The organism is Bifidobacterium sp. UTCIF-1 (genome assembly GCF_006408915.1).
Taxonomy (GTDB): Bacteria; Actinomycetota; Actinomycetes; order Actinomycetales; family Bifidobacteriaceae; genus Bifidobacterium; species Bifidobacterium reuteri.
Window position 1 is genome coordinate 1 of sequence record NZ_JFAG01000003.1, and the last position, 24,431, is coordinate 24,431.

Annotated in this window: 16 protein-coding genes; 5 read left to right on the forward strand and 11 right to left on the reverse strand. The window is 58.4% G+C overall.

The window, feature by feature from the left end; translation table 11 throughout:
- Positions 1-246 precede the first annotated feature (246 nt).
- Positions 247-1,575 (reverse strand): MFS transporter, encoded by a 1,329-nt coding sequence (locus BW09_RS01830; RefSeq protein ID WP_044089742.1) that lies wholly within the window; start codon positions 1,573-1,575, stop codon positions 247-249.
- Between the two features lie 294 nt (positions 1,576-1,869).
- Positions 1,870-2,502 (reverse strand): TetR/AcrR family transcriptional regulator, encoded by a 633-nt coding sequence (locus BW09_RS01835; protein WP_081886683.1) that lies wholly within the window; start codon positions 2,500-2,502, stop codon positions 1,870-1,872.
- A 19-nt stretch (positions 2,503-2,521) separates the two neighbouring features.
- On the opposite strand from BW09_RS01835, the gene BW09_RS01840 reads away from it, so the two are divergent.
- Positions 2,522-2,746: a hypothetical protein gene (locus tag BW09_RS01840; RefSeq protein ID WP_044089740.1), complete on the forward strand. Its 225-nt coding sequence runs from the start codon at positions 2,522-2,524 to the stop codon at positions 2,744-2,746.
- A 20-nt stretch (positions 2,747-2,766) separates the two neighbouring features.
- Here BW09_RS01840 and BW09_RS01845 read toward each other — a convergent pair whose 3' ends face one another.
- Positions 2,767-4,044: a glutamate-cysteine ligase family protein gene (locus BW09_RS01845; protein WP_044089739.1), complete on the reverse strand. Its 1,278-nt coding sequence runs from the start codon at positions 4,042-4,044 to the stop codon at positions 2,767-2,769.
- Positions 4,045-4,150: 106 nt separating this feature from the next.
- Positions 4,151-9,325, reverse strand: a complete 5,175-nt coding sequence (locus BW09_RS01850; RefSeq protein WP_258184932.1) for an acyl-CoA dehydratase activase-related protein — start codon at positions 9,323-9,325, stop codon at positions 4,151-4,153.
- A gap of 522 nt (positions 9,326-9,847) precedes the next feature.
- On the opposite strand from BW09_RS01850, the gene BW09_RS01855 reads away from it, so the two are divergent.
- Positions 9,848-11,227, forward strand: coding sequence for an ATP-binding protein (locus tag BW09_RS01855; protein WP_140462716.1), 1,380 nt, complete (start codon positions 9,848-9,850; stop codon positions 11,225-11,227).
- A 50-nt stretch (positions 11,228-11,277) separates the two neighbouring features.
- On the opposite strand, the gene nrdG is transcribed toward BW09_RS01855, so the two are convergent.
- From nrdG to BW09_RS01890, 7 genes are all read right to left on the reverse strand, one after another.
- A complete protein-coding gene (gene nrdG / locus BW09_RS01860) occupies positions 11,278-11,976 on the reverse strand; it encodes an anaerobic ribonucleoside-triphosphate reductase activating protein (protein WP_258184933.1) in 699 nt (232 codons plus the stop codon).
- Positions 11,973-14,369, reverse strand: a complete 2,397-nt coding sequence (gene nrdD, locus BW09_RS01865; RefSeq protein ID WP_375137539.1) for an anaerobic ribonucleoside-triphosphate reductase — start codon at positions 14,367-14,369, stop codon at positions 11,973-11,975. Before nrdD ends, nrdG begins: the two co-directional genes overlap by 4 nt.
- Positions 14,370-14,659: 290 nt before the next feature.
- Positions 14,660-15,481: an RQC domain-containing protein gene (locus BW09_RS01870; RefSeq protein ID WP_219846511.1), complete on the reverse strand. Its 822-nt coding sequence runs from the start codon at positions 15,479-15,481 to the stop codon at positions 14,660-14,662.
- A 104-nt stretch (positions 15,482-15,585) separates the two neighbouring features.
- Complete coding sequence (locus BW09_RS01875; protein WP_140462712.1) at positions 15,586-16,500, reverse strand: ImmA/IrrE family metallo-endopeptidase; 915 nt, start codon at positions 16,498-16,500, stop codon at positions 15,586-15,588.
- Positions 16,501-16,502: 2 nt separating this feature from the next.
- Complete coding sequence (locus tag BW09_RS01880) at positions 16,503-17,444, reverse strand: hypothetical protein (RefSeq protein WP_140462711.1); 942 nt, start codon at positions 17,442-17,444, stop codon at positions 16,503-16,505.
- Positions 17,445-17,460: 16 nt separating this feature from the next.
- Positions 17,461-18,438, reverse strand: coding sequence for a hypothetical protein (locus tag BW09_RS01885; RefSeq protein WP_140464603.1), 978 nt, complete (start codon positions 18,436-18,438; stop codon positions 17,461-17,463).
- A gap of 139 nt (positions 18,439-18,577) precedes the next feature.
- Positions 18,578-18,847 (reverse strand): hypothetical protein, encoded by a 270-nt coding sequence (locus tag BW09_RS01890; RefSeq protein WP_140462709.1) that lies wholly within the window; start codon positions 18,845-18,847, stop codon positions 18,578-18,580.
- A 378-nt stretch (positions 18,848-19,225) separates the two neighbouring features.
- Between BW09_RS01890 and BW09_RS01895 the strand changes: the two genes are divergently transcribed.
- Genes BW09_RS01895 through BW09_RS01905 form a run of 3 tightly spaced genes read left to right on the forward strand, consistent with a single transcriptional unit; the run spans position 19,226 to position 24,431 of the window.
- Entirely contained in the window at positions 19,226-21,490 is a 2,265-nt protein-coding gene (locus BW09_RS01895) for a type I restriction-modification system subunit M/S (protein WP_140464605.1), read from the forward strand.
- Complete coding sequence (locus BW09_RS01900) at positions 21,490-23,217, forward strand: class I SAM-dependent DNA methyltransferase (RefSeq protein ID WP_140464607.1); 1,728 nt, start codon at positions 21,490-21,492, stop codon at positions 23,215-23,217. The genes BW09_RS01895 and BW09_RS01900 overlap by 1 nt, the downstream gene beginning before the upstream one ends.
- Positions 23,217-24,431 carry a restriction endonuclease subunit S gene (locus BW09_RS01905; protein ID WP_258184954.1) on the forward strand — a complete coding sequence of 405 codons (1,215 nt, stop codon included), beginning with the start codon at positions 23,217-23,219 and terminating at the stop codon, positions 24,429-24,431. Before BW09_RS01900 ends, BW09_RS01905 begins: the two co-directional genes overlap by 1 nt.

The window sequence follows — 24,431 nt, forward strand, 5'->3', positions numbered from 1 at the left end:
TGTCAGGCCGTCGATAAGTCATGCGACGGCCTGAAGCGAATGCTCCGGAAACGATGATGCCGGACTGTCCTGAATCGGACCGGCCCGGCACATCGTAACTGATAGGGGGAGGAGGAAGGTGCCGCACGGGCCGCAAGGAGGAGGAAGACGGCCCGCACGCCTGTGACGTCGAACTGTACGGCTATGGCTGGCGTACAGCTGCTGGCGGCCGGCCGGCGGCGCGTAATCGGCGTGCGTAGGAATCGCTTACTTGACGCCCTTGATCATCATGATGAATACGCAGCCGAGCAGCGCGAACACGATGGAGATCGGGAAGGCGGCGGCGTAGCCGAGGGTCACGGTGATTACGGACATGAGCACCGGGCCGAGCATCTGGCCGAGCGTGGTGGCGAGGTTGAGCACGCCGAGGTCCTTGCCTGCCTCCTCCTTGTTCGGCAGCACGTCCACGTTGAGGGCCTGGTCCACGGAGGAGTAGACGCCGTAGCCAAGGCCGGCGATGCCGGCGTACAGGAACATGCCCATGGTGGTCGGCATGATCCACGGCATGGCCATGCCGATAGCGAACAGCACGGAGGCAGCGATGACGGGCAGCTTGCGGCGGCCGATGACGTCGGAGATCGGGCCGGCGACCACGGAACCGCCCAGCGAGACGACCATGGTGATCACGGACATGGTGGCCATGGCGGCACCGGCGGCCGTGTCGTCGAGACCGATGTACTTCTGGAAGATGAGCAGCTGGTAGACAGTGATCATTTGGTAGCTCAGCAGCATGCACAGACGGCCGGCGAACGCTTTGTAGAAGTCGTGGGCGGTGGAGAACTTCGGCGGGATGAAGCTGCGGAGCACATCGGTGACCTTGCCTTCGTCCTTGGGCAGGAAGTCGGCGGAGGATTCCTTCGGCACGATGAGCACGGCGACGATGCCGCCGAGGAACATGAGCACGCCGGCGAGGATGAAGCCCGGGAACGGATTCAGGATGAAGGCGGAGCCGATGAGGGTGCCAATCGGGGCGCCGCAGGTCTGGCCGGCGCCGAAGAAGGCGGACATAGTACCGCGCACGTTCATCGGGATGCGGTCGGAGATCATGGCCACCAGCGGCGCGATCATGGCGTTGAGGCCGAACATGCACAGGCAGTAGATGATGGTGATGGCCACGGCGTTCGACACCATGCCGGTGAGGAACAGGGTGACGCCGCCGAGCACCGCGCCCAGCACAATGAACGGCGTACGGCGTCCCCACTTGGAGCGGGATCGGTCGGACAGGGTACCGAACAGCAGGTTGGAGACCAGCGAGGCCACGGCGGTGCAGGCGTTAATCACACCGGTCAGGCCCTCGACATCCGGACCGAAGATGTTCTGCAGATGCTTGGTGAGCAACACGGCCGACACGATGGCCAGACCGCTCATCCACAGCAGACCGAAGACCAGGAAGCCCGCGCCAAAGCGGAACAGCATGGCCTTGTCCATCTGCCTGCCGGTCTCGGGGGACAGCGACGGATCCTTGCCGGCCGCGGCGATGTTCGCATTGTATGCCGCAAAACGCTCTTCGGCGGAGGCGGTCATTGCATCACTCATCTTTGAACCTTACCTTGTTGATTTGTCTTCCCTGACATACCTAACGTCCGTTAGATAACATTGAGAATACTCCCGGCCGCACCTTTCCGTCAAATCATTATCTAACGGTTATTCGTTATTCAAATCGGCGGACAATCAACGTTTCTTCGCTTACATACGGCACATCGGCGTGTCGCAATCACGATATCTATGATTTGTTAGACCGGAGTTAGCCGCATTCCCCTGAATCAGCTTCGGTCAAGGCCCGAGACCGGCCTCGTATCGACTGCGACCCGAGGCCGGCCCACACTCTGCCTACCGGTAGTTATCCCACATCGGCGAGGGGAAAAGCAGCTCCTCGAACGCCAGCCATTCGTCGTACAGATCCACCGGCGGATTGCGCATCCAGCGCAGCTGCACGCCGTCCATGGCCTCGATGCACCGACGCACCAGCGATTTCATGGAATCCTCCCACGAACCCATCTGGGGCGGAATGCACCACTGATAGCGTGAGTAATGCTCCCAGACTTCCTGCGGGCGTCCGTCGAAATACTCATGCAACGGATGGTCAGGCCCCAACGCCTCAGCCTCCAGAGCGATGTATAGCGCCACCAGCTCGCGCCGCTGCGCGTTGTAGCGCACCAGATAACGCAGATAAGCGGGGAACAATAGACGATCCGGGTCGCTGCCGGGCAGGCCTGATGCCATGAAGTCGTCCGGCGTACCGAATACGTCGTAGTTATCGGTGATGAGCATCGACAGCAGGCCTTCCTTATTGCCGATGTAATGGAGCAGTCCGGGCTGGCTCATGCCCACGGCGTCGGCCACATCCTTCAGGGACGTGCCATAGTAGCCCTTCTCCCCCACCAGACGCACTGCGGCCTGCGCAATCTCCGCGCGCCGTTCCTCCGGGCTTTTACGCACTCGTTTCTGCTTCACCATGCTCATGAAAGCCAGTATATCGAATATGCACTCGATATACCGGCAAGTGAAGGACAATGACGATATCAGTCTTTGCATCAAGCCCAAAGCCAAGGCCAAACATGCCAGTCCAATCCATGCGCGCTACACACGCCACCGCTATGGCGCGAAGCACACGCAAGCCCTCCGGCATTCCGATCTTCCGGTCCACACGCCGGAAGGCAAAAAAGATGGTGCGGCGCCCTCTCACAAGGGCCGCCGCACCATCTGACGGTTTCAAGACGACTCGGGTTACTCCTGGAACACGTCGGGATGCTTCGGGTCGCCGGGAATGTCGGAGAGCAGACCCTCGAGGCCTAGGAACTCCTTCCAGAATTCCAGCGGCTGACCGTACGGGGATGCCTGACGGCCGTGGGCCTGGATGTTGGCCTTGGCCTCGAAGACCTCCTCTTCGGTGATGCCGTCGAAGTAGCTTTCCAGACGTTCACGATTCTCGGGCACATAGAACAGGGAGGCCACGATCTCGGTCAGCCGTTCCGCACGCTCGATGGGCAGCGAATCCCAGTGGCGCAGCTCCACGAAGTTCTTCAGACGGACATCGTTGAAATGCGTGGAGATGATGTGGTTGATCTCGTACGGATTGAGCTCGCGGTCCGGGTACACATCCCCCGCGTTCTCACGGAATGCCGGACGATGCAGTTCCTTGGGGCTCGCGCCGGAAGCCACAGCCTCAGGGGTGTGGGTCAGGTCGGCGAACATGAGCGGCGTGGAGAGCACATCCACGGCGTAATCCTCCCAACCGAACCTCGGGTCGAACAGACCGGGAATCACATTGGTGCGCTGGAAGTCGAGATAATCCCACATGCGCTGGCGCAGCAGCGGCCACGGATTCGTCTCGCCTTCGAAATACGGGGTGTTGCGGAAGAAGTATGCCAGAATCGGACCGACCACCGTGCCCAGACGCATCTTCTCGATGGCGTCGTGCTCGTCCACGTAATCGATGCTGACCTGTGTGGAGGCGGAGCAGCGCATCATGCACGGGCCGAACTGACCGACGCGGCCGAGATAGTCGGTCATCGCGTCATAGCGATCCTTGGGGTTCACCGGCACATCCGCGAAGCTGGACTTCGGCTGATATCCATAGTTGACCAGACGGAAATCCAAATCCTTAAGAATCGGATCGACCTCGCGGCGGAACTTCGAGTACAGGGCATTCAGGTCGCTGGGCTTCTTCAGAATGCCGATGGAGGTCTCAACCTGACCGCCCGGTTCAAGAGAAACAGCCACTCCGGGACGGGACAGGCCTACCAAGTGGCCGTTCTCCCAGTACTCCTTCTCCTCGTCGTAATACGGGGCAAGGCGTTTGAGCAGGGCCTCGATGCCATTCGTCTCGTAATAGGTCACGGCGGTATCGTCGCTGTTATGCACCGGAAGATGCTCTATCTCGACGCCAAAGCCGCCAGTGCCACGCTGGGAACGGCCGCTTTCGAAGAACTTCAGCAGGCTGTCGACATGCTTGGGGTTCGGCTTGGCGAGCAAATGCGCATAACTAATTCTGGGAGTAACCATGATTGGTATGGTATGCGAGCATGCTTGGAGCCGCGCCCGAATGCCCGCCATCGGCTATACGAAAAACCGATAGCGGGCGTTACGGCATTACCTGTTATGAAGCGAATCAGTCCGCCGCGGTGAACCCCTGCGGTTCACCGGCATCGGAGAACTTGGCGTTATGGGCCTTTTTGGCCGCCGCGATCATAAGCTTGATGCGGTTGAGCTGGTTGGCCTCGGAGGCGCCAGGATCGTAGTCGATGGAGACGATGTTGGCTTCCGGGTGCAGGCGGCGAATCTTGCCGAACATGCCGCGGCCGGTCACGTGGTTGGGCAGGCAGGCGAACGGCTGCGCGCAGATCACGTTCGGGCATCCCTGTTCGATGAGCTCGAGGATTTCGGCCGTGAGCAGCCAGCCTTCGCCGGCCTGCACGCCGATGGACGTGACCTCGGCCGCCTTCTTGACGAGCTCGGGCATCGGCTCGTCGCGGCGGAACTTGCCGTGCGAAAGGTCCAAAGCCGCGTTGATCGGCGCGAAGTACCGATCGAGACCCCAACGCATGACGGCGTAGGCGAACTGGTTGCCGCCCATGCCGAGGTTGTGCTCGTTCCAGTCGGTGATGTACGGCTTGGTGGTCATGAACTCCATGATGCCGGGCACCACGGCCTCGCAGTCCTGCGATTCGATGACGTCGACCACATGGTTGTTCGCGTCCGGCTGATACTTGACCAGAATCTCGCCCACCACGCCGACACGCACCTTGCGCGGGATGTCCTTCAGCGGCAGGGCGTCAAAGGACTTCACGATCTCCTTGGCGAGCGTGCCGTACGGCAGCCAACCCTTCTTGAGCCATGGGGTCTTGGCCGCGGTCTTGGAATACCCGTGATGTTCGAGGGTCTCGCGCACGATCACATCCCACTGCTCGTAGAGCTTGTCGGCCGACCCCTTCTCCACCTCGTACGGGCGCACACGGTACAGGCACTTCATGAGCAGGTCGCCGAGAATCAGCGCCTTGACGGCACGATGCAGCATCGGCACGGTGGCCTTGAAGCCGGGATTGTCCTCGAGGCCCTGCGTGGAGATGGCGATGATCGGAATCTGCGGGTAACCCGCGTCGATCAGGGCCTTGCGGATGAGGCCGAAATAGTTAGTGGCACGGCACATGCCGCCGGTCTGGGTGATGGCGAGCGCCACATGGTCCGGATCGTACTTGCCTTCGAGGATCGCGTCGATGAGCTGGCCGATGACCATGATAGCCGGGTAGCAGGCGTCGTTGTTGACGTACTTCAAGCCGGTCTCCACGTCGCTGCGGCTGGCGTGCTTGAGCACGTCGAACTTATAGCCGCCGGAACGGATGACCGCCTCCACCAGCGACAGGTGAATCGGGCTCATCTGCGGAGCGACGATGGTGTAGTCCTTCTTCATGTTCTTGAGGAACTTCTGACGGTGGGCATAACGGCTCATCGTGGCGTTGTTGTGCGCCGACTTCTTGGACTTGCCGTTCTTGGCTGCCGGCTGGTCAACGGTGCCGTTCGAGCCGGCAAGCACATTGCGATTGTTCGCCGCAGCCGCGATATCGCGCTGGGCGGCCTTCTTGGAGGCCTCTCGCATAGCTTTGGTGAGCTTCGGGTTGGCGGCCATGGTGGTATCGAGCAGCACCTGCCGACCGGCAGTGGGTGCCTTGGAACCGGTCTTGCGGAAGCCCATCGGCTTGGGTCCAATCGGCTGTCCATCGTTCTGTCCGTTCTGTCCAGCACTCGTCGACTGGGACTGTTCGGCTTTGACTTTGGCTTCCGCGGCCTCCACTGCGGCTTGCGCTTCGGCGAGCGCCGCCTTTGCCGCGGCCAAATCGGCTTCGGCCTTGGCCTTGGCCTCCTCACGAGCCTGCGCCGCGGCCTGATCTTCAGCGGATTCGCTATCGCCCGCCACCTGAGCCTGAGCCTGAGCCTTGGCCTTGGCCTCCTCGCGAGCCTTGTTGGCCTCGCGCTCCTCGACGGCGGCCTTGAGCGAACGCAGACGAATCTTCGCCGCGCCAAGGTTGGAGACCTCGTCGATCTTGAGCAGCGTGTACACGTCGGCCTTGTCGGCGAGGATCTCGGCGACCTGGTCGGTGGTGATGGCGTCGAGGCCGCAGCCGAAGGAGTTGAGCTGCACGAGCTCGAGTCCCGGATAGGAGGCCACGAAGTGCGCCGCCGCGTACAGGCGGGAGTGGTAGGCCCACTGGTTGGTCACGCGCAACGGCATCCTGGTGACTGTGCGGTCGCCGACGTGCCGGAACCCGGCGGCGTTCTTGGAGCGTGGGTCCTTCTCGCCCTCGGCCAGGAATTCGGTGAGGTTGAGCTTCTCCCCCGGCTGCAGTTCGCAGATGGAATCCTCAGACAGCACCACCATGCCGAGCGAGCAGATGGTCTCGGGGATGCCATGGTTGATTTCGGGGTCGATGTGGTACGGGCGGCCGGCGAGCACGATGCCACGGCAGCCGTGCTCCTTCATGTAGGCGAGCGCGGCGAGACCCTCCTGCTGCACGTCATGCTTGAAGACCTTGTCCTCGGCGTAGGCTGCCTTGACGGCGGTCTCGGCCTCCTCGCGGGTCACATTGGCCCAGGCGAACTCCTCGACGATGCGGTCGACCATGAGCTCGTGGTTGGCGAGGTTGAAGTACGGGTGCATGTAGCGCACGCCCGGGTCGCGCAGTTCGGGCATGTTCGCGCCGACCACGAGCGGGTAGTTGGCCACGACCGGGCAATTGTAGTGGTTGTCCGTGTTGGGTACAAGATTCTCCTCGTACGAGACGCACGGGTAGAAGATGGTCTTGATGCCCTTGTTGAGCAGCCACTTGATGTGGCCGTGCACGAGCTTGGCAGGGTAGCAGATGTTCTCGGAGGCGATGGATTCGATGCCCGTCTCGAACAGTTCATGGGAGCTGCGGCCGGAGATCATCACCTTGAAGCCGAGTGAGGTGAGCAGCGTGAACCAGAACGGGTAGTTCTCGTACATGTTGAGCGCGCGCGGGATGCCTATCTCGCCACGGGTGGCCTTCTTGTCGGTGAGCCTGCGGTAGGCGAAGCAACGCTTGTACTTGTAGTCGTAGAGGTTCGGACGGTCGGAGCGCTTCTTCTTGGCGTCGCCGCCTCGTTCGCATCGGTTGCCCGTCACGAAGCGCGAACCATCGGAGAACGTGGTGATGGTGAGTTTGCAATGGTTCTGGCACAGCTTGCATACGTCACGCTCGGTGGTCATGGACATGTTGTCGAGCGCGTCGCCGGTCAGGATGGAGCTGACTGTATGGTGCACGCCGTCGATGACCACCTCGTTGTCGTGGCCTTCGGCGACCGCGGCCGCATTGGTCGTGTCCACGCCGGCCATGTCGGTACTTTCCGCGGCTTCTGAGGCTTCGGCGGAGGTGCCGTCGGCCAGAACATGATCGTGATTGTCGTCCGCTACGTCCTGGTAGTGCATGCGGGCGGTCAGTGCCGCACCGTATGCGCCCATGAGGCCTGCGATGTTCGGACGGGTGACCTCGCGTTCGGTGAGCAGCTCGAATGCGCGCAGCACGGCGTCGTTGAGGAACGTACCGCCCTGGACCACGACGGTATCTCCAAGCTCGCCGGAGTCACGCAGCTTGATGACCTTGTACAGCGCGTTGCGCACCACGGAGTAGCACAGGCCGGCGGCGATGTCCTCGATGGAGGCGCCTTCCTTCTGCGCCTGTTTGACGGAGGAGTTCATGAACACGGTGCAACGGGAGCCCAGGTCCACCGGATGCGTGGAGGCGAGCGCCTTCTGCGTGAACTCCTGGATGGTCAGGCCCATGGACATGGCGAAGGTCTGCAGGAACGAACCGCAGCCGGACGAGCAGGCCTCGTTGACGGCGATCGAGTCGATGACGCCGTCGGTGATGGCCAGGTATTTCATGTCCTGGCCGCCGATGTCGATGACGGCGGTGACGCCGGGGCTCACCATTTCGGCACCGCGGTAGTGGGCCATGGTCTCGACCACGCCCTCGTCCAGATGAAGGCCTGTGGTGATCAGCCCCTCGCCGTAGCCGGTGGCGCAGGAGCGTGCGATCCAAGCTTCCTTAGGCAGTTCGGACTGGATCTGCTTGACGATGTTGATGGCGGCCGTCAGCGGGCTGCCCTCGTTGTTGGCGTAGCTCGACCATACGATTTCGCGATCGTCGTTGACGAGCGTGGCCTTGATGGTGGTCGATCCGGCGTCGATACCGAGGAAGTGGGGGCCGTGCGCGCCTTCGAGCGTGCCGATGTGGATGTGCTCGCGGTGATGGCGCTGGTTGAACGCCTCACGGTCGGCCTCGGTGGGGAACAGCGGCGGCATCGTGGGCGTATTGGACGGCAGGTTCTTCAGGTCTTCAAGACGTTCGAGGATATCCGCGCAGGAATGTGCCTCGAAATGATGGCCTTCATCGTCGGAGTCGGTATCGGCCTGGAGTGCCGCGCCATATGCCACATACAGGTGGGCGTTGGTGGGCACGATGAACTCGTCCACCTTGCCTTCGAGCGCACGCTGGAATGCCGCGCGAAGCTCGGACATGAAGAACAGCGGGCCGCCGAGGAAGATCACGGTGCCGTGAATCGGGCGTCCGGAAGCGAGGCCGGCGATGGTCTGCGTGGCCACGGCGGTGAAGATGGATGCGGCGAGGTCGGGCTTGGCGGCGCCGTCGTTGATGAGCGGCTGGAGGTCGGTTTTGGCGAACACACCGCAACGGGATGCGATCGGATACAGGTTCTCGTAGCTCTTGGCCATCTCGTTGAGGCCGGCAGCATCGGTGTCGAGCAGGGTGGACATCTGGTCGATGAATGCGCCGGTGCCGCCCGCGCACGAGCCGTTCATGCGCTGTTCGGGCGTGGGCTTCAGGTACGTGATCTTGGCGTCCTCGCCGCCGAGCTCGATGATGACGTCCGCCTGCGGGTATTCCTTGTCGATCGCCTCGGTTTCGGCGATGACCTCCTGAATGAACGGCACGTGCATGTTGTCGGCGAGCGCGAGGCCGCCGGAGCCGGTGATGGCGAGGCGGATCGGCTCGTCGCCACGGCCGAGCTCCTCGAGTTTCTTGTGGATGTCCACCAGAAGACCCGCCACGGTGGCGCGCACGTTGGCATGATGTCGCCGGTAATCGGAGAACAGGGTCTCGCTCAGAGAATCGGATTGGTCGAGCACCACGGCCTTGACGGTGGTGGAGCCGATATCCAATCCTACACGCAGCGGCTTGGCGCCCTTCGATGCGTTCGTCGCAGGCGCCGATGCTGCGCCTGCGGTCGCGTTCGATACGGTATCAACCATGTTTCCTCTTACGTTGGTCCTCCGGAATCACCCTCCCCACAGGGCACCATGGAACCGCCACGGGACGGCTGGCAGGTGCACTGCGGACGGCTTCGCCCGGCTACTTCTTCGGGTCAGCTTAGTCTGACCACCTGCCCAACTGGCCCACAGCCCGGGTGATTTCGCTCACGGAAAGCAGGTAACACTACAGTTCGCGCCGATGTGACGCATAACAGCGAGCCGTTGGGCGCTGACCGTCATCACCCCCTTATCCCCACCGCCAAACATATGAAAGTACGTTGCCTCGATCTACCTGTTTTCAGACAACTATGGCTGTCGATACGTCCACGAACAAACCGTAGCGTTGACCGGTTTTGTCAGACCCTGGAGAGACCAAGCCCGCCCGCTAACACCCGCCGGTCGCAATCGCCAATCGCGCAACACAGCAAAGAAGAGCTAACTTCATAAATCATTTATGAAATTATGATATCATCTTCATAAATCATTTATGAAGCCCGTGCACTGGTGGAAAGGTCCGGCATCATGGCAGCAACCGTACAATACTCCACACCCGACTATCCTGCACTCGTGCGCGAAGCGCTGGAATACCAGTTTCCACGCCCCGTGAAAAGGCATCCGGTTATCGACGAATTACCAGAGCCCGCGATGTTCAATCTCGTGCATATCCTCACCGGAATGCGCCGTAGCGGCAAAACATTTCACCTCTTCCAACTCATCAATGACCTAATGGACGCAGGAACAACACGTGAACGCATCCTCTATTTCAACTTCGCCGACGAACGACTCCAGCCCATGCCACCCGATGCACTCAATCAAGTGGTTACGGAATATTGGAGGCAATGCCCAACCGCACGCGAACAAGGCGCGTTCCTGTTCCTGGACGAAGTGCAGGAAACCGAGCACTGGCAGGGATGTTGCCAGCGACTCGCCGAGCACGAACGAGTAACCTTAGTCATCACCGGCTCGTCATCCAAACTGTCCAGCGAACAAATCGCCACACAATTCCGAGGACGATCGTACTCGCATGAAGTACTGCCCCTCTCATTCCGCGAATACTGCGATTTCCACGGACTCGACGCACCAAGCGACAGCGACAACGCCTTCTCTGCACAAACCGTCACGGCCATGGAGTCGGCATTCGACCGTTATCTCACAGAAGGCGGCTTCCCAGGCGTGCAGACACTGCCCAATGCCGGACGTATTGATATGTTGCAAAGCTATATGCGTGACGTTGTGGCCAGAGACGTGGCCGAGCAGCTGGGCCGTGGGGAAATCGCTCTGGCCAATCAAATCGCACTGTTCGTGTTACGCAACACCGCATGCGAACTCGCTGTCAACAAACTCACCGCACAGCTGGAACAAGTCGGATACAGACTCTACTGGAACAAGGCCCGGCGCATCCTCGATCTGATGGAGCAAGCGTTTCTCTGCTATGAACTCAACGAATACACTACATCACTCAAGCCCAATACAACCACTGTGCCGAAAATCTACGCCGAAGACCCCGGTCTGGCATACGCGGTCTCACGCGCGAACCAACAGGATGTAGGCAAGCGTCTGGAGACCACCGTCTATCTGGAGCTGCGCCGACGTCAGGCGGGAAGGCGCACTGATTCCATCACCTCGTTGACCATGCCTACGGCCAAACAGGAGAAAGTGGATTTCCTCATCGGCGATGCACTCGGCATCGAGCCGTATTCCGCCATCCAAGTCACAGCGGATATGACCACCCCCAAAACCAAGGTACGTGAAATTCGAGGACTCGAGGAAACCATGAAACGCATGCCCGGCGTGAACGGCATCATCATCACGCTACGTGAGAACGACGTTATTCATACCAGCAGCGGAGACATACAGGTCATTCCCGCATGGAAGTGGGCACTGCAGACCCAATCCCGTTAATCATCTGCCAAGCGGCTTAACGCTGATGATGCGCCATGGACGCGCCATCGTCAGGAGGCCTGGGCGCCCTCGCCGGCTTCGCGGTCCTTCAGATAGATCTCCGGGATGTCGCGCTCCTGATCGTGGAGCTTGGCCCAGATGACCGGCTTGCCGGCTTCAAAGGATTTGGGTACGTCGAGGATGCGCTGGTTCGCGGAGCCGCGGAACTGCAGCAGCGAGTTCTTCTGGTCCTTGAGATAACGGCCGTCCACCAGAATGTCGATGAGGTGGAGCAGCTCAAGCTTGTCCGGGGTCTCCCCCGGGCGCATCAGCTCCTCCCATGTGTAGCCGGTCCAGCACCAGATGTCCTTGGTGTGGCCGAATTCACGGCGGATGCGCTGCGCGAGCGGCACCAGCACAGGCGTGTTGAGCATGGGCTCGCCGCCGAGGAATGTGATGCCCTGCACCCAAGGCGCTTTGAGATCATCGATAATCTTGTCCTCGAGCTTGGGCGTGTATTCGTGGCCGGCGCGGAAATCCCAGATGGAGGCGTTGAAGCAGTCGACACAATGGAACGGGCAGCCCGAAACATACAGCGAGTTACGTACGCCCTCGCCGTCGGTGACGATGAAGGTCTTGTAGTCGGCGATCATGCGCTTGGACATGCGACGGCCGTCCCATTGGCCCGCCTTCGGATCGTTGGCGAGCCCATGGGACGGCACGGACGGGCCGCGCCCGGTCTCCCCGGGCGCGAAATCACGACGGATCACTTGGCCTCTTCGAACCACTCGCGGGTGGTGCCGTCGTTCAGCGTCACGCGACCGGTCTCGCCGCTCATGTGCTTGACGCGGTGGGCGATCTCCTCATGACGGCCGTGCACCATCGGGCGCTGGACCGGGCTGCCGAGGTAGCCGCAGGTGCGCTTGGTGACGTTGCACTTATCCGGGTCGGAGTTGCCGCACTCAGGGCACTTGAAGCCCTCTTCGGTGGGCTCGAAGTCACCTTGGAAGCCACACACGAAGCAGTGGTCGATCGGGGTGTTGGTGCCAAGGTAGCCGATACCGATGTTGTAGGCGTAATCCCACACGGCCTCGAGTGCCTTCGGGTTGTCCTGCAGGCACGGGTACTCGCAGTAGTTGATGAAACCGCCGGAGGCGTAGTACGGGAAGTCCTTCTCGTAGTTGAGCTTCTCCATCGGGGTGGGCTGGAGCCACACCGGGTAGTGGAACGAGTTGGTGTAGAAGTCGTGGTCGGTCACACCCTCGATGCGACCGAACTTCTCACGGTCCATGCGGTTGAACCGGTCGGTCAGGGACTCGGCCGGCGTGGAGTAGACGGAGTAATGATAGCCTTCGGCCTTGCTCCACTGCTTGCACAGCTCGTTCATGCGCTTGACGATGGACAGCGCAAACTCCTTGCCTTCCGGATCCCAACCGTGGTCGCGAATCCAGTTCTTGCCATAGAAGACCGCGGTGGTCTCGGCGAGGCCGATGTAGCCCAGCGACACAGTGGCGCGCTCGTTCTTGAAGAGCTGGTCCACGTTGTCGTTGGCGCCAAGGCGGCCGAAGGCGCCGAAGCGGAACAGCGTGGGGGCGTTGACCGGGGTGGCCTCCTTGCAGCGCATGATGCGGAACTGCAATGCCTGGTGGGCCACTTCCATACGCTCGTTGAACAGCTTCCAGAAGCGGGCCTTGTCACCGTGGGACTCGATGGCGATGCGCGGCACGTTGACGGTGACCACGCCGAGGTTCATGCGGCCGTCCTCTTCGTCCTTGCCGGTCTCCGGGTTGATCCAGCCCTGCAGGAAGGAACGGCAGCCCATCGGGGCCTTGAAGGAGCCGGTGATCTTGACGATGTTCTCGTAGAAGACCACGTCCGGGTACATGCGCTTGGTGGCGGATTCGAGCGCGAGCTGCTTGAGGTCGTAGTTCGGGTCGTCGGGGTCGGCGTTCACACCGTGCTTGATGGTGAACACGAGCTTCGGGAAGATGGCGGTGTGGTGCTCCTTGCCGAGACCGCGAATGCGGTTGAGCAGGATCGCGCGCTGGATCTCGCGGGAGAACCAGTCGGTGCCGAGGCCGAAGCCGACCGTGACGAACGGGGTCTGGCCGTTAGAGACACGGTTGGAGTTGATCTGGTACTCCATGGTCTGCATGGCGTCGTAGATGGCCTTGCGGGTGCGGATCTTGGCGAGGATCTCGCGCTCCTGCTCGAGCTCGTCGACATCCGTGTGGAACGGCGTGTCCATCGGCAGCGGGGCACGGTTGCCGAAGTGCAGCTTGGCCGGCTCGTTCTTCTTGGCGTTCTCGACCTGGCGACGGGCGAATTCCACCGGCATGCCGTCAGGGATGGTCTCGCGGGCCTCCTCGAGGAACTTCTCGTAGTCCTTGCGGGCGTACTGGGCCAGGTGCTCGTCGGCGCGGTTGGCGGTCTGGCCGCCGTACTGGCTGGAGGCCACGTCCTTCATGATCTGGGTGATCTGGGTAGCTGCGATGGCGATGGACTTCGGTGAGGCCATCGGGGCGTTGCCCAAGGTGAAGCCGTTGGCGAGCATGTCCCAGAAGTTGGGCAGGGAGCAGTTCGACTGGGCGGTGAACGGAGAGTAATCGGCGTCGTGGAAGTGGATGTCGCCCTTCATGTGGGCGTTGGAGACGGCCGGGGGCAGCATGTTGAACGCGGCCGCCTTGGAGACGGCGCCCGCCAGCAGGTCGCGCTGGGTGGCGTAGACGTTGGAATCCTTGTTCGCGTTCTCGTGGATCAGCGTCGGGTCATGGTTGATGAAACGGGCCACGGCCTCGTTCACATCGGTGGCCTTGGCGCGCTGGATGTCCTTGTCCAGACGGTAGTTGGTGTATGCGCGAGCCACATCGTACAGATGGGCGCTGATCAGCGCGTGCTCCACGAGGTTCTGGATGTCCTCGATCTTGGCGGGCCCTGCGTAACGTTCCTTGATCTCGCCCTCCACCTGATTGGCGAAGCCGCGGATCATGGCCTCCTCTTCCGGGCCGACTTCCTTGTCCAAATCCTTGAAGGCGGACTTGACTGCGGAGATGATGTTGATCGGGTCGAAATCGACCACGCGACCGTCACGCTTCTCCACGAGCACCACACCGTCCCTGACGGCACCTTGAGCCCCGTGCCTGGCGACGGCCTCATCCATCATCTGCACGCCCATCGCGAACCCCTTTCGACTCTGTTTTTGGCCGAGCTTACGCAGGGCCAATCAAAATTACATGGATGTCGTTTTCTTGAACCTATAACACAATACGGCAACCCCACCCCTATATCTAGTACTCCAAGAAGGCGAGTCGAACTAACTGTAGTGTTTTTGGCGATATTCTGCCGAAACTACAACTGTGTGATTACCGTAACGATTCACGGTCCGCGTGTCATCCACAGACTTATCCACTGGCATCCACCGCAAGCCGCATCGAGGCCGCACGAGCGCGGCGCCTACCGCCCACCCCTCGCAATCGCATCCGCTCTCTCGTCCATGCGCTGATTGAATTCCCGCTCATCCACAACCCAATCGAGGCAATCGGGCACAATCGCCACATCCCGCTCTTTCGACGGCATGATGGTGCTGTATTTCCCATATCTCAACACTTTTGCCTCGATCAGCGTCTGCAACAATCTTCGGATATAGCGATACTCACACCCTTTAAGGCTGCCGTAGCCGTCCAGATCAATAAGACCTGCAGCCACCACATCTTTCCTTCTTTCTCCGCGAAGAGCTTTGATGGTGTTGCCTTTCCCGTAACCATGTCCGATGACACGCATCTCCTCATTGACGAATTCGATGATCGTACGCATGTCGTCAATCTCCTGATCGGTAGCAGGCACGGCCCGCAGCCCTGACCACGATACCGCGCAACCGGACTCCTTCCGGTCTTCACCGTGGCCATGAGATTCGGCATATCGTTCAGCAGCACGGAGAGGCCTCGGAAACCACCCCCGATAATCCGGCAGCAATTCCCGGATATTGGCCCCCGGACGAATCCGGGTATCTTTACCGACGCGCACCACATCCTTCGCCTCAAGTTCGAAGATCATGTTTGAGACCTCATCCCTGGTGCATAAGCCAGCCAAGAACCCGTAACCGTCAATATCCGGCAGCGGATTGCTGACCGATGCCGGCGATTCTCCCACAAGAGCCTCCGATATCGTTCGCCACCCATAATATGAGCCGGTTCTCTCTCTGACGTTCACCACATACTGAGCAATCAGCGGCGTCAATTCATCAGAGTTCATTACATGTTCAGCAGTCTCTTCCATATTATTAGCGTCCATTTCATCCCCTTATTCAAACTCATGCATTGCCTGACAGGAAATCAACGAGCACGATTACGCAGCGGAATGAATCGCAATCGTCCCTTATTTCATCGGCATACGACGATGAAATAATTCCTTTTTCTTTCGTGTACTTGCTCAACCGAAGAATGATCAAATGCTTCCGAGATGCTGATATATGAAGGATTGTCAGCCCCTTCATAGCGGCTGAGCAATTCGTCCGAGAGAACATCCCATTCACGGTACTGGCTTGCATCCTCCTGAATTCTGTCCAAGGCGATTCGCTCCCATCGCGCCTTTCCGAAACGGTCGACATCACGGTCACCGGCCTTCACGGCGTCAGGGGGGAATCGCACTACGCTGGATGGAACGGTGCCTGCATATTCGGAGTATGTGTTATTCGTAAAGCCGATATAATCCCGCTCACCGAGTATCCCCAAATCATGAACACGACGGGCAACCACCCGACGCGAAGCCATGGAATTGTAGTAAAGATACGACAGCTTCCCAGCATCCAAAGACCAGACGCCTGTCCCGAAGCATCGTTCGAGAAGATCATCCGGAATCAGACATTGAGCCGCAAAAGCGTCGCAGGCTTTCTCTTCAAAAGATTCCCATTGCCTGTATTCGACAATATTCTTCGCCAATAGTCGGTCGTTCTTCTGAAGATAATGCCCAATTTCATGGAATAGCGTGAAGCACATTCGACGGGTTTCTTTGTTATACGCGATTCGAATGCAATCGGGTCCTCCAACATGTTTTTCATACAACCCATGAGCCTCTTCTCGTTTTTCACCGACGGAAAGACCGTTGAAAAACCGTGAATCATGGCTCTCGACAATATGCACGGTCAGCACATCACCAGCAAGAAGCTCGATAGCCTTGATTGGGTCACGACTCATCAGCACCAATTCGAAATTCGGTATACGGCGCTTGATGGCAGAATGCATCTGGGAAACCTGCTCACGAAGAATGTCCGTCGTGGATGCAACCGGAATATTCATATTCACTCCCCCTTTTCCGATACGCAGGATTGAAGTACCAGGCGCCAGTATTCCCGCCCCTGTCTGTTCGCACGAGCCGCCAAGGCAAACTCATTGCGTTTGGCCTTCCTCGCCAGACGCATACGGCAGTCGTCCTCACCCGCCGCAATCGTTCTTTCGGCACGATGACGCCACCGGGGCTGTTCAACTTCGATAAGAAGGTCTCGAGGCAGTTCAGTCTCATAGTTGAGCACACGCTCGTCTACACCGGCTTGCGCCAGTTGTCTCTTCTGCCCATCGGACAGTTCCTTATCATGCTTGGCATATGGAACCGCATCATATGGTTCCATACCAAGGACATCAATGAGAGCGTCCAGTAGTTTCCCCGTGGAATCGTCTCGCTCAAGACGATCGGGACTTTTAGCAGCCGGAAGTTCTGGAAGCTGCGCGCACAGCTTATGCCACTGGGCGAATACCTTCACTCTGTTACGAAAAGCGGCAATCGCACGGTGATAATCGACTGAGCTGTATCTTCCTGCAGCAACTCCTTCGATATCCGATGCCTCGTACCGCAATGATTTCCTGATACACACCTCGCCAAGCTCACCCAACGGGACATCGAGCAGTCTTACGGGGACTTCGATTGTCAGCTTCGGCCATATAAGCATCGGCATACCCAGAGGCGTATCTGCGAGCACCATGGAATCATCGGTCTGCAGACGCGTATCGTTGCTCATAGCCGTCACCATGAGAGTCCGGCAGTCTGAACCGACCGCAAGAACCACTGCATATTCGACGAGATGAGAACGATCCCTCAGCATCCAGACCTGATTGCGTTCGGGCCCATTCTCCAGCATGGCTTTTTGCCGGCCCCGGCTGCCATCGACTCGGTCAGGAATCGGAAATTCCCTATTGCTTTGTGCGATACGCCGGTACCATTCATTGCCTGTATTCAACATATTCATCACACGCCTTCAACACTCACTCATAGATATCTTCCGGATTCACAAATCCGAATTCATCCAACAACGATTGCTCACTCAACTGGTCCAAAGAACCGTCCTCCAAATCCTGCATCTGAAGCACTTGATTGAACGTCGGATCATCGAATTCGTCGTAGTCGCGAGAGAACACTTCGCTGGTAGGCGAAAGGAGGAACACCTCTTCGCGATCGGAACCGTCCTGCACCAACCCAGGACAGACGTCCACGACCAACTGCGTGACCTCATGTATCGCCAAAGCCCCATTCGCTTCATTGAAAATCACATAGAGCCACTTATCGAATTGACCGTCTCGCTTGCCGATTTCAGGATCGCGGACTGCTTGCCTGACATTGTTCCCTTTATCGTTCTTGATGTAGCCACGTTGCTGCCGCTCCAGATGCTTTTCCCTCAGCGCGTCCTCCGACGGCCAATCCACTGGCGTGCGACGTGCAAGTCTTTCAATTCTCGCGATCCGACAGCGCACCAACGCCCTAGGACAGAACGGCAACCTATACCACCTGCCGTTCACATCAAGGTGAAGGACATTGGCGCATTCGACAGCCTTCTCTCTGACATACCCATCCGAAGACCTTGCCAGACGTTTTTCGATGCGATCCACCAGACGGCCGAAATCACGGGCATTGTCCTCGTCAACCATCCACTGATACATCATCCGCCGAGCAAGGGCACGGAAATTGTTATCGCTGGCTGCCGCGCAATACAACGTAACGAACTTCGGATTAAGGGCCACCGGAGCGCCATCACCATCACAAAGATAGCAAAACTCGAAGGCCGCGTCCTCGGGCTCATCCCAGAGATTCTGCCACCGGGGATGCGTCTGCAATAGAGAATGAGCCACTCTTACAAGCACGCCGAAAGTCAATGCTCCAGGCCCACGCCGCCTCCTGATTTCAGCGGAAATAGGATACTCAGACCCCGGATCCCTATATGTATCCTCCAGATACTTCATCTTCATAGAGCTTCCTTGCTTTTCACGATCATTCCCTGATTGTAGAGCTTCGTCATGCGGAACAATGCATACGGCGCACAATGCGTTGCCCCGCCTTTGACCTCATAATGAGACAACGCACGCCCCCAAGGACGACATCACAACATCACCAATGCGTCACGCATTTGTCATTTCGCACGCTTTCGGTGATCCGATACAACGAGTCGGATTGAATCTGCATTTGCTTCTCGTCCGCCGTGCCACTGTTCAGCATCTCCTGTGATGCCGCCAATATATCCACAAGTCGTTTGCGCGAATACGGGCTGCAGACACTGCCGTCAGCAGTACTTTTCACTACTGCTTTCGCCTGGGCGATACGGGACTCCAGAGAATCATCCGTAGGCAAGTCGGCATAATCCGGCGAAGCATTCGTCAACGCATCGGCCCTCACCTTCCGCCCCTGAAGATACCGTATTCAACGAGCAGGCAGACAGACCGCCAAGATAAAGCACTGCAATCAATATGGCGGCAGCACGCTTCGCACCTTTACGCACACCCGCCGGCATGGTATTCACAGTTCTCATCATTCCCTCCAATTCCAGGTTTCGCTGTCACCCCCTGTAACGGGACAGTAGATATCCAAAGGCCATAAATGCTTGCAATAACTTGCTTTTGTCGGCGTGTCGCAATTATCGACATCCATAAACATACTGTCCGTGAATGATATTCACAGTTCGCGGCGTGTCCTTTTTGAAACCTCTTAGACTAACTTGTGAACATAGTACACAGTAACAACGATTGTGAAGGTGCAACAATGACAGCAAACGAACACACCTCATCCACACAGACACCGTTCGAGACCGACAACCTGCTGACCTCCGCGGACATCGCCCGCATGGCTCAGGTACGCCCCTCGGCGGTATCAAATTGGCGGAGCCGCGACAACAAGCATTTTCCACAGCCCGTGGAATCCAGGGACGGACGCCCTCTCTTCGCCTATGACGATGTAGCGACATGGTTGAAGGCTAATGACATCGCTTTCAAAGACACTCGTCTAGAGCAGGCCGCATGGTCGTTCTTCGACCAATGGCGAGGCAAGTCCGATCCTGTGACCATGGCCTCCATACTGCTGTGGGCCGCTTGCCTGGCATCCAGGGCACAGGATTCCGACACCGCAAAAGGTGACTGGAGTGCTCTGCTCGATGCCTCCGGCACTGCGTCTGCAGACGAAATCCTCACCCGGTGCAGGAATCTCGCACATTCACTGGTCGAGCATAACGCCAAAATCCAAGAAGACAACGGCGGAAACAGCACTCTCTCACTCGCCTTGGCTGACCCCAAGGAACTGAAGCTGCTGGAATCGGCGAAATTAGCCGAGCTGCTGACGTTCGTCGACACCCTCGTGACCAGGGGCAAGGAGACGACGAATAGGCTGTGCTCATTGATTCTAGAGACGAGCATCGTACGTCAGGGCCGCATGAGTGGCGCGCTCGGACGTCCGAACTCCCCCGCGTCTGCCTTATTGGCAAAGATGGCCGTCTCGCACTTGGAAGCCCATATATCCGGCGGCAAGGAGAATGTATCCGTTTACGATTCCGCATGCGGAATCCTCGAGGATTGCCTGCGCTTCCATGAATTCGTCACCGAGGGCAACCGCGGCAACCCGGCAGTCATCTTCCATTGCGCGGATAATGACGCCGACGGCGCCGCGATTGCCGCCCGCCGATTCATACTTGCCGACGCCTGCAACGCCACTGCCGAAATCGTTGTCGGCGATTCGCTCGCCACAGACCCATACCCGTCCGTCCGCTCTGATGTCGTGATGATGGAGCCGCCTTTCAGCTTGCGCTTCAATCCGGACAACGCGGACACTCGATGGCGCTACGGGCTGCCTTCAAGATTCGATTCGTCGATATTGTGGGTCGAAGACGCGCTGGCCCATCTGGCCCAGAACGGCCGCGCGTTCGTAGTGACTTCCGCCAAAACGTTATGCGGCTCCGGCGAATCCGCCATCAGACGCGCCCTCATTGCAGCCGGCTGCGTGGAGGCAATCGTTGCCTTGCCTGCACACCTGTACATCGATACGGCCATCCACACCTATCTCTGGGTGTTGTCCGCACCGGATAAGATCCGCGACACCGTGACCATGATCAGCATCGGCGATCAGAGCAGCATATACGAGAGCGAAGGAGAGATTCCTTCATGGATGCACGCCCCTCTGCAATGGTTCGCCCGCGACGCCCAGTTCCATGCGGCGACCCCGTTCGCAGCCAATGCGCTTCGGGATCTCCATATCGTCACGCGCACAGTGCGTTCCATTGACATCCTGGGTATGGAGCAGGTCTCGCTGCTGCCCTCCGATTGGCTGCTCCGCGCGCAACGTGACCCCGAGGAGATCATCCGCATGTATCAGAAGAATCTCGACGATATCGAATCGTCTGCGGAAACAATTATCGAAGCGGTACGCGCCGTCAAGGAGTTCACCTCCCAGCCGTTGGACTCCCGCAGTGCCAATCTGCTTCGACTTGGCGATATCGCCACGATACGCACCGGGTCGATGCTTGTTCAACGAGAAGAGGAAACTTCCGAGGACATCATCACCCTGCGTCATGTGCGCGAAGGCATCCTGCCATCCACTGATCCGCAAGCTACGGCGTCACAAGACGAAAAAAGCAATGACCGCATCACCGAACCGGGCGATATCCTCCTGACCACAATCGGCGAGATTCGCTCCATGGTGGACACGACCGGGTGCCATCGCGTGGATCGCAGAATCAACATCGTTCGCATGGACAAGCCGCAGTGGGATCCCGAATATGTGGCGCTGATGCTTGAGGGCAGTTGGAACACCGCGCTCCTGCAAGGTTCCGGGGTTCGCCATGTGCGACCCGCCCGCCTTGAAGTGCCGGCTCTGCCTTTGGATCAGCAGCATCGGATTGCGGCACTTGTGAGCGCGCGACAGACATTCAATATACAGGCCGAGGCACTAGGCCGACTGCTCGACACGGTTGCGGACGCCGCACGATACGGTGCAACGATTGGTAATGTGGAACTCTCAATGGGGAAGGAAGAACACTAATGAATCATCAGTCGATTGTGTCGTTTATCTGGGCTGTGGCGGACCTGCTGCGCGGCGACTACAAACAGCATGAGTACGGCGACATCATCCTGCCGTTCACGGTGCTGCGACGTCTTGATTGCGTGCTGGCCGGCACAAAGGAGCAGGTGCTGGAGACGTATCAGCAGGTCAAGGCCATGAACATGGCGGACGCCATCTCGGATTATCAGCTGAGGTCGGTCGCCGGACTGCCGTTCTACAACACGAGCAAGTACACGATGGACAAGCTGCGCGCCGATCCGGGCAACATCGCCGAGAATCTGACCTACTACGTGCAAGGCTTCTCTGCGGACGCACGAGATGTGTTCGAGAAGTTCGATTTTTCCTCCCGCATCGACTCGTTGCAGTCGAACAATCTGCTGTTCCAGATCGTCGACAAGTTCTGCACGGTCGATCTCGGTCCGGAAACAGTGAGCGACGTCGAAATGGGCAACATCTATGAGAACCTGTTGCGTCGCTTCTCCGAGATGTCGAACGAGACGGCTGGCGAGCATTTCAGTCCGCGCGACGGCGTGGAGCTGGCTGTCGACCTGCTGATTTCAGGAGCGTCAGCCGACCTGTCTCAGGATGGCAAAGTGGTGAACGTGTACGACCCATGTGCCGGTACGGGCGGCGCGTTGTCGATTTTCAAGGATCGCGTGAATGAGTACTACCCGAAGGCCACTGTGTACTGCTTCGGGCAGGAGCTGAACGCGGCCACGTTCGCCACCTGCAAGGCGGATATGCTGCTGCGAGGCGGCGACGCCGGGCATATCGCGTTCGGAAACACGCTGACCGAACCAGCGTTCGGTGACAAGAATTTCGGCTATCAGGTTTCGAATCCGCCGTATGGCGTGGATTGGAAAAAGTCGAAGAGCGTGGTGGAGGCCGAGTACAAGAACGAGGGATTCAGGGGCCGGTTCGGCGCGGGGTTGCCGCGTGTGAGCGACGGCCAGCTGCTGTTCATCGAGCATATGGTTTCGAAGATGCGCCCCGTGAAAGACGGTGGCGCACGTATTGCGGTATTCATGAACGGCTCCCCCTTGTTCACCGGTGCCGCCGGTTCCGGCGAAAGCGATATCCGCAAATGGCTGCTGCATGATCTTGACCTGGTGGAGGCGATCGTGGCGATGCCGAACGATTTCTTCTACAACACGGGCATCGCCACATACATCTGGGTGCTGAACAACAACAAGCCCGCGGAACGGCGACGCAAAGTGCAGCTCATCAACGCGAACGGCGTGTTCACCAAGATGCGCAAGTCGCTTGGCTCGAAGCGCAACGAGCTGAGCGGCGAGCAGATTCGCGCCATCGTGCAGGAGTACAACGCGTTCGAGGAGACGAAGACCTCGAAGATCTTCGACGTGGATGACTTCGGATACACGACCGTGACCGTGGAGCGTCCGCTGCGCGACGAGAACGGCAAGGCCGTGACCGACCGCAAGGGCAATCCGAAGCCCGACGCCGCACTGCGCGACACCGAGAACATTCCGCTGAAGCAGGATATCGACGAGTATTTCGAGCGCGAGGTGAAACCGTACGCGCCCGACGCGTGGATGGATCGGAAGAAGGACAAGGTGGGCTACGAGATTCCATTCACCCGCTACTTCTACGAGTACACCCCACTGCGCCCGTCTGCGGTGATTCTCGATGACATCCGTTCGCTGGAGGCATCCATCGCCGACAGCCTCGCGAAGGTGGGGTTGTGATGGAACGATACAGTAAATACAAGGACTCCGGCGTCGATTGGATCGGTGAGATTCCGGAGGGGTGGTCAGTCACCAAAGTGGGTCAAATGTTCACATCCCGCAGGGAAACAGTGAGCGACCAAGACTATGCGCCACTATCAGTGACAAAAGGCGGCATCGTACCGCAACTGGAGAATGTCGCCAAGACCGATAACCGAGATAATCGTCTGCTTGTGCGCAAGGGTGATTTCGTTATCAATAGTCGTTCCGATCGACGCGGCTCCTGCGGATTCTCCCAGCTGGACGGTTCAGTTACACAGATTTCGTTGGTTCTCAATCCACAAAGAATCAGCGAGATTGATGTCCGCTATTATTCGTGGTTATTCTCGTGTGAACGATTCTCAGATGAGTTCTATAGGAACGGCCACGGCATAGTAGCTGATCTTTGGAGCACCAAATGGTCAGATATGAAAGGAATCTATCTGCCGAAGCCTCCAGCTGATAGCAGAAAGCGAATTGTTGCGTATTTGGATGAGAAGACGGGGGCGATTGATGCGGCGGTGGCGGATATCGAACGGTCGATTGAGCTGTTGAACGAGTACCGTCAGTCCGTCATCTCCGAAGCCGTCACCAAAGGCCTCGACCCGAACGCACCCATGAAGGACTCCGGCATCGACTGGATCGGCCAAATTCCAGAATACTGGCATATCGAAAAGGCAAAGTTCTTAGTCAGCATAACTAACGGTTCTGACCCCAAAACCAATGGGAACATTCCGGTATATGGAAGTGGCGAAGGCAGCTTCAAAACATGCGGAGAATACAAAGAGGGCCCAGCCGTGCTAATCGGTCGTAAAGGAGCAACTCTTCATATTCCGCATTATGTTACCGGCAAATACTGGAATGTTGACACCGCGTTCGACGTAAAAGCGTCGAACGATACCATTAGCCTGCGCTATTACTACTACTTGGCTACATGTTTTGATTACAAACAGTACATGTCGCAAACCACATTGCCCAGCATGACGCAAACAGCATACTGGAATATGGCTCTTCCTTTGCCAGACACAACAGATCAAAATCATATTGTTGATTGGCTGGACGAACATTTATCACAAATCAACTCCCTCATCGCCCAGAAGCAATCCCTAATTGTCCGGTTGAAGGAATATAGGTCATCGCTCATCAGTGAGTGCGTGACCGGCAAAGTCAAAGTACCCGGAGTGAAAGAAGACTAA

Coding starts and splice junctions, on each gene's coding strand:
- BW09_RS01830 (WP_044089742.1), bottom strand. CDS start 1,575: ATGAGTGATGCAATGACCGCCTCCGCCGAAGAGCGTTTTGCGGCATAC.
- BW09_RS01835 (WP_081886683.1), bottom strand. CDS start 2,502: ATGAGCATGGTGAAGCAGAAACGAGTGCGTAAAAGCCCGGAGGAACGG.
- BW09_RS01840 (WP_044089740.1), top strand. CDS start 2,522: ATGCACTCGATATACCGGCAAGTGAAGGACAATGACGATATCAGTCTT.
- BW09_RS01845 (WP_044089739.1), bottom strand. CDS start 4,044: ATGGTTACTCCCAGAATTAGTTATGCGCATTTGCTCGCCAAGCCGAAC.
- BW09_RS01850 (WP_258184932.1), bottom strand. CDS start 9,325: ATGGTTGATACCGTATCGAACGCGACCGCAGGCGCAGCATCGGCGCCT.
- BW09_RS01855 (WP_140462716.1), top strand. CDS start 9,848: ATGGCAGCAACCGTACAATACTCCACACCCGACTATCCTGCACTCGTG.
- nrdD (WP_375137539.1), bottom strand. CDS start 14,369: ATGATGGATGAGGCCGTCGCCAGGCACGGGGCTCAAGGTGCCGTCAGG.
- BW09_RS01870 (WP_219846511.1), bottom strand. CDS start 15,481: ATGGAAGAGACTGCTGAACATGTAATGAACTCTGATGAATTGACGCCG.
- BW09_RS01875 (WP_140462712.1), bottom strand. CDS start 16,500: ATGAATATTCCGGTTGCATCCACGACGGACATTCTTCGTGAGCAGGTT.
- BW09_RS01880 (WP_140462711.1), bottom strand. CDS start 17,444: ATGAATATGTTGAATACAGGCAATGAATGGTACCGGCGTATCGCACAA.
- BW09_RS01885 (WP_140464603.1), bottom strand. CDS start 18,438: ATGAAGATGAAGTATCTGGAGGATACATATAGGGATCCGGGGTCTGAG.
- BW09_RS01895 (WP_140464605.1), top strand. CDS start 19,226: ATGACAGCAAACGAACACACCTCATCCACACAGACACCGTTCGAGACC.
- BW09_RS01900 (WP_140464607.1), top strand. CDS start 21,490: ATGAATCATCAGTCGATTGTGTCGTTTATCTGGGCTGTGGCGGACCTG.
- BW09_RS01905 (WP_258184954.1), top strand. CDS start 23,217: ATGGAACGATACAGTAAATACAAGGACTCCGGCGTCGATTGGATCGGT.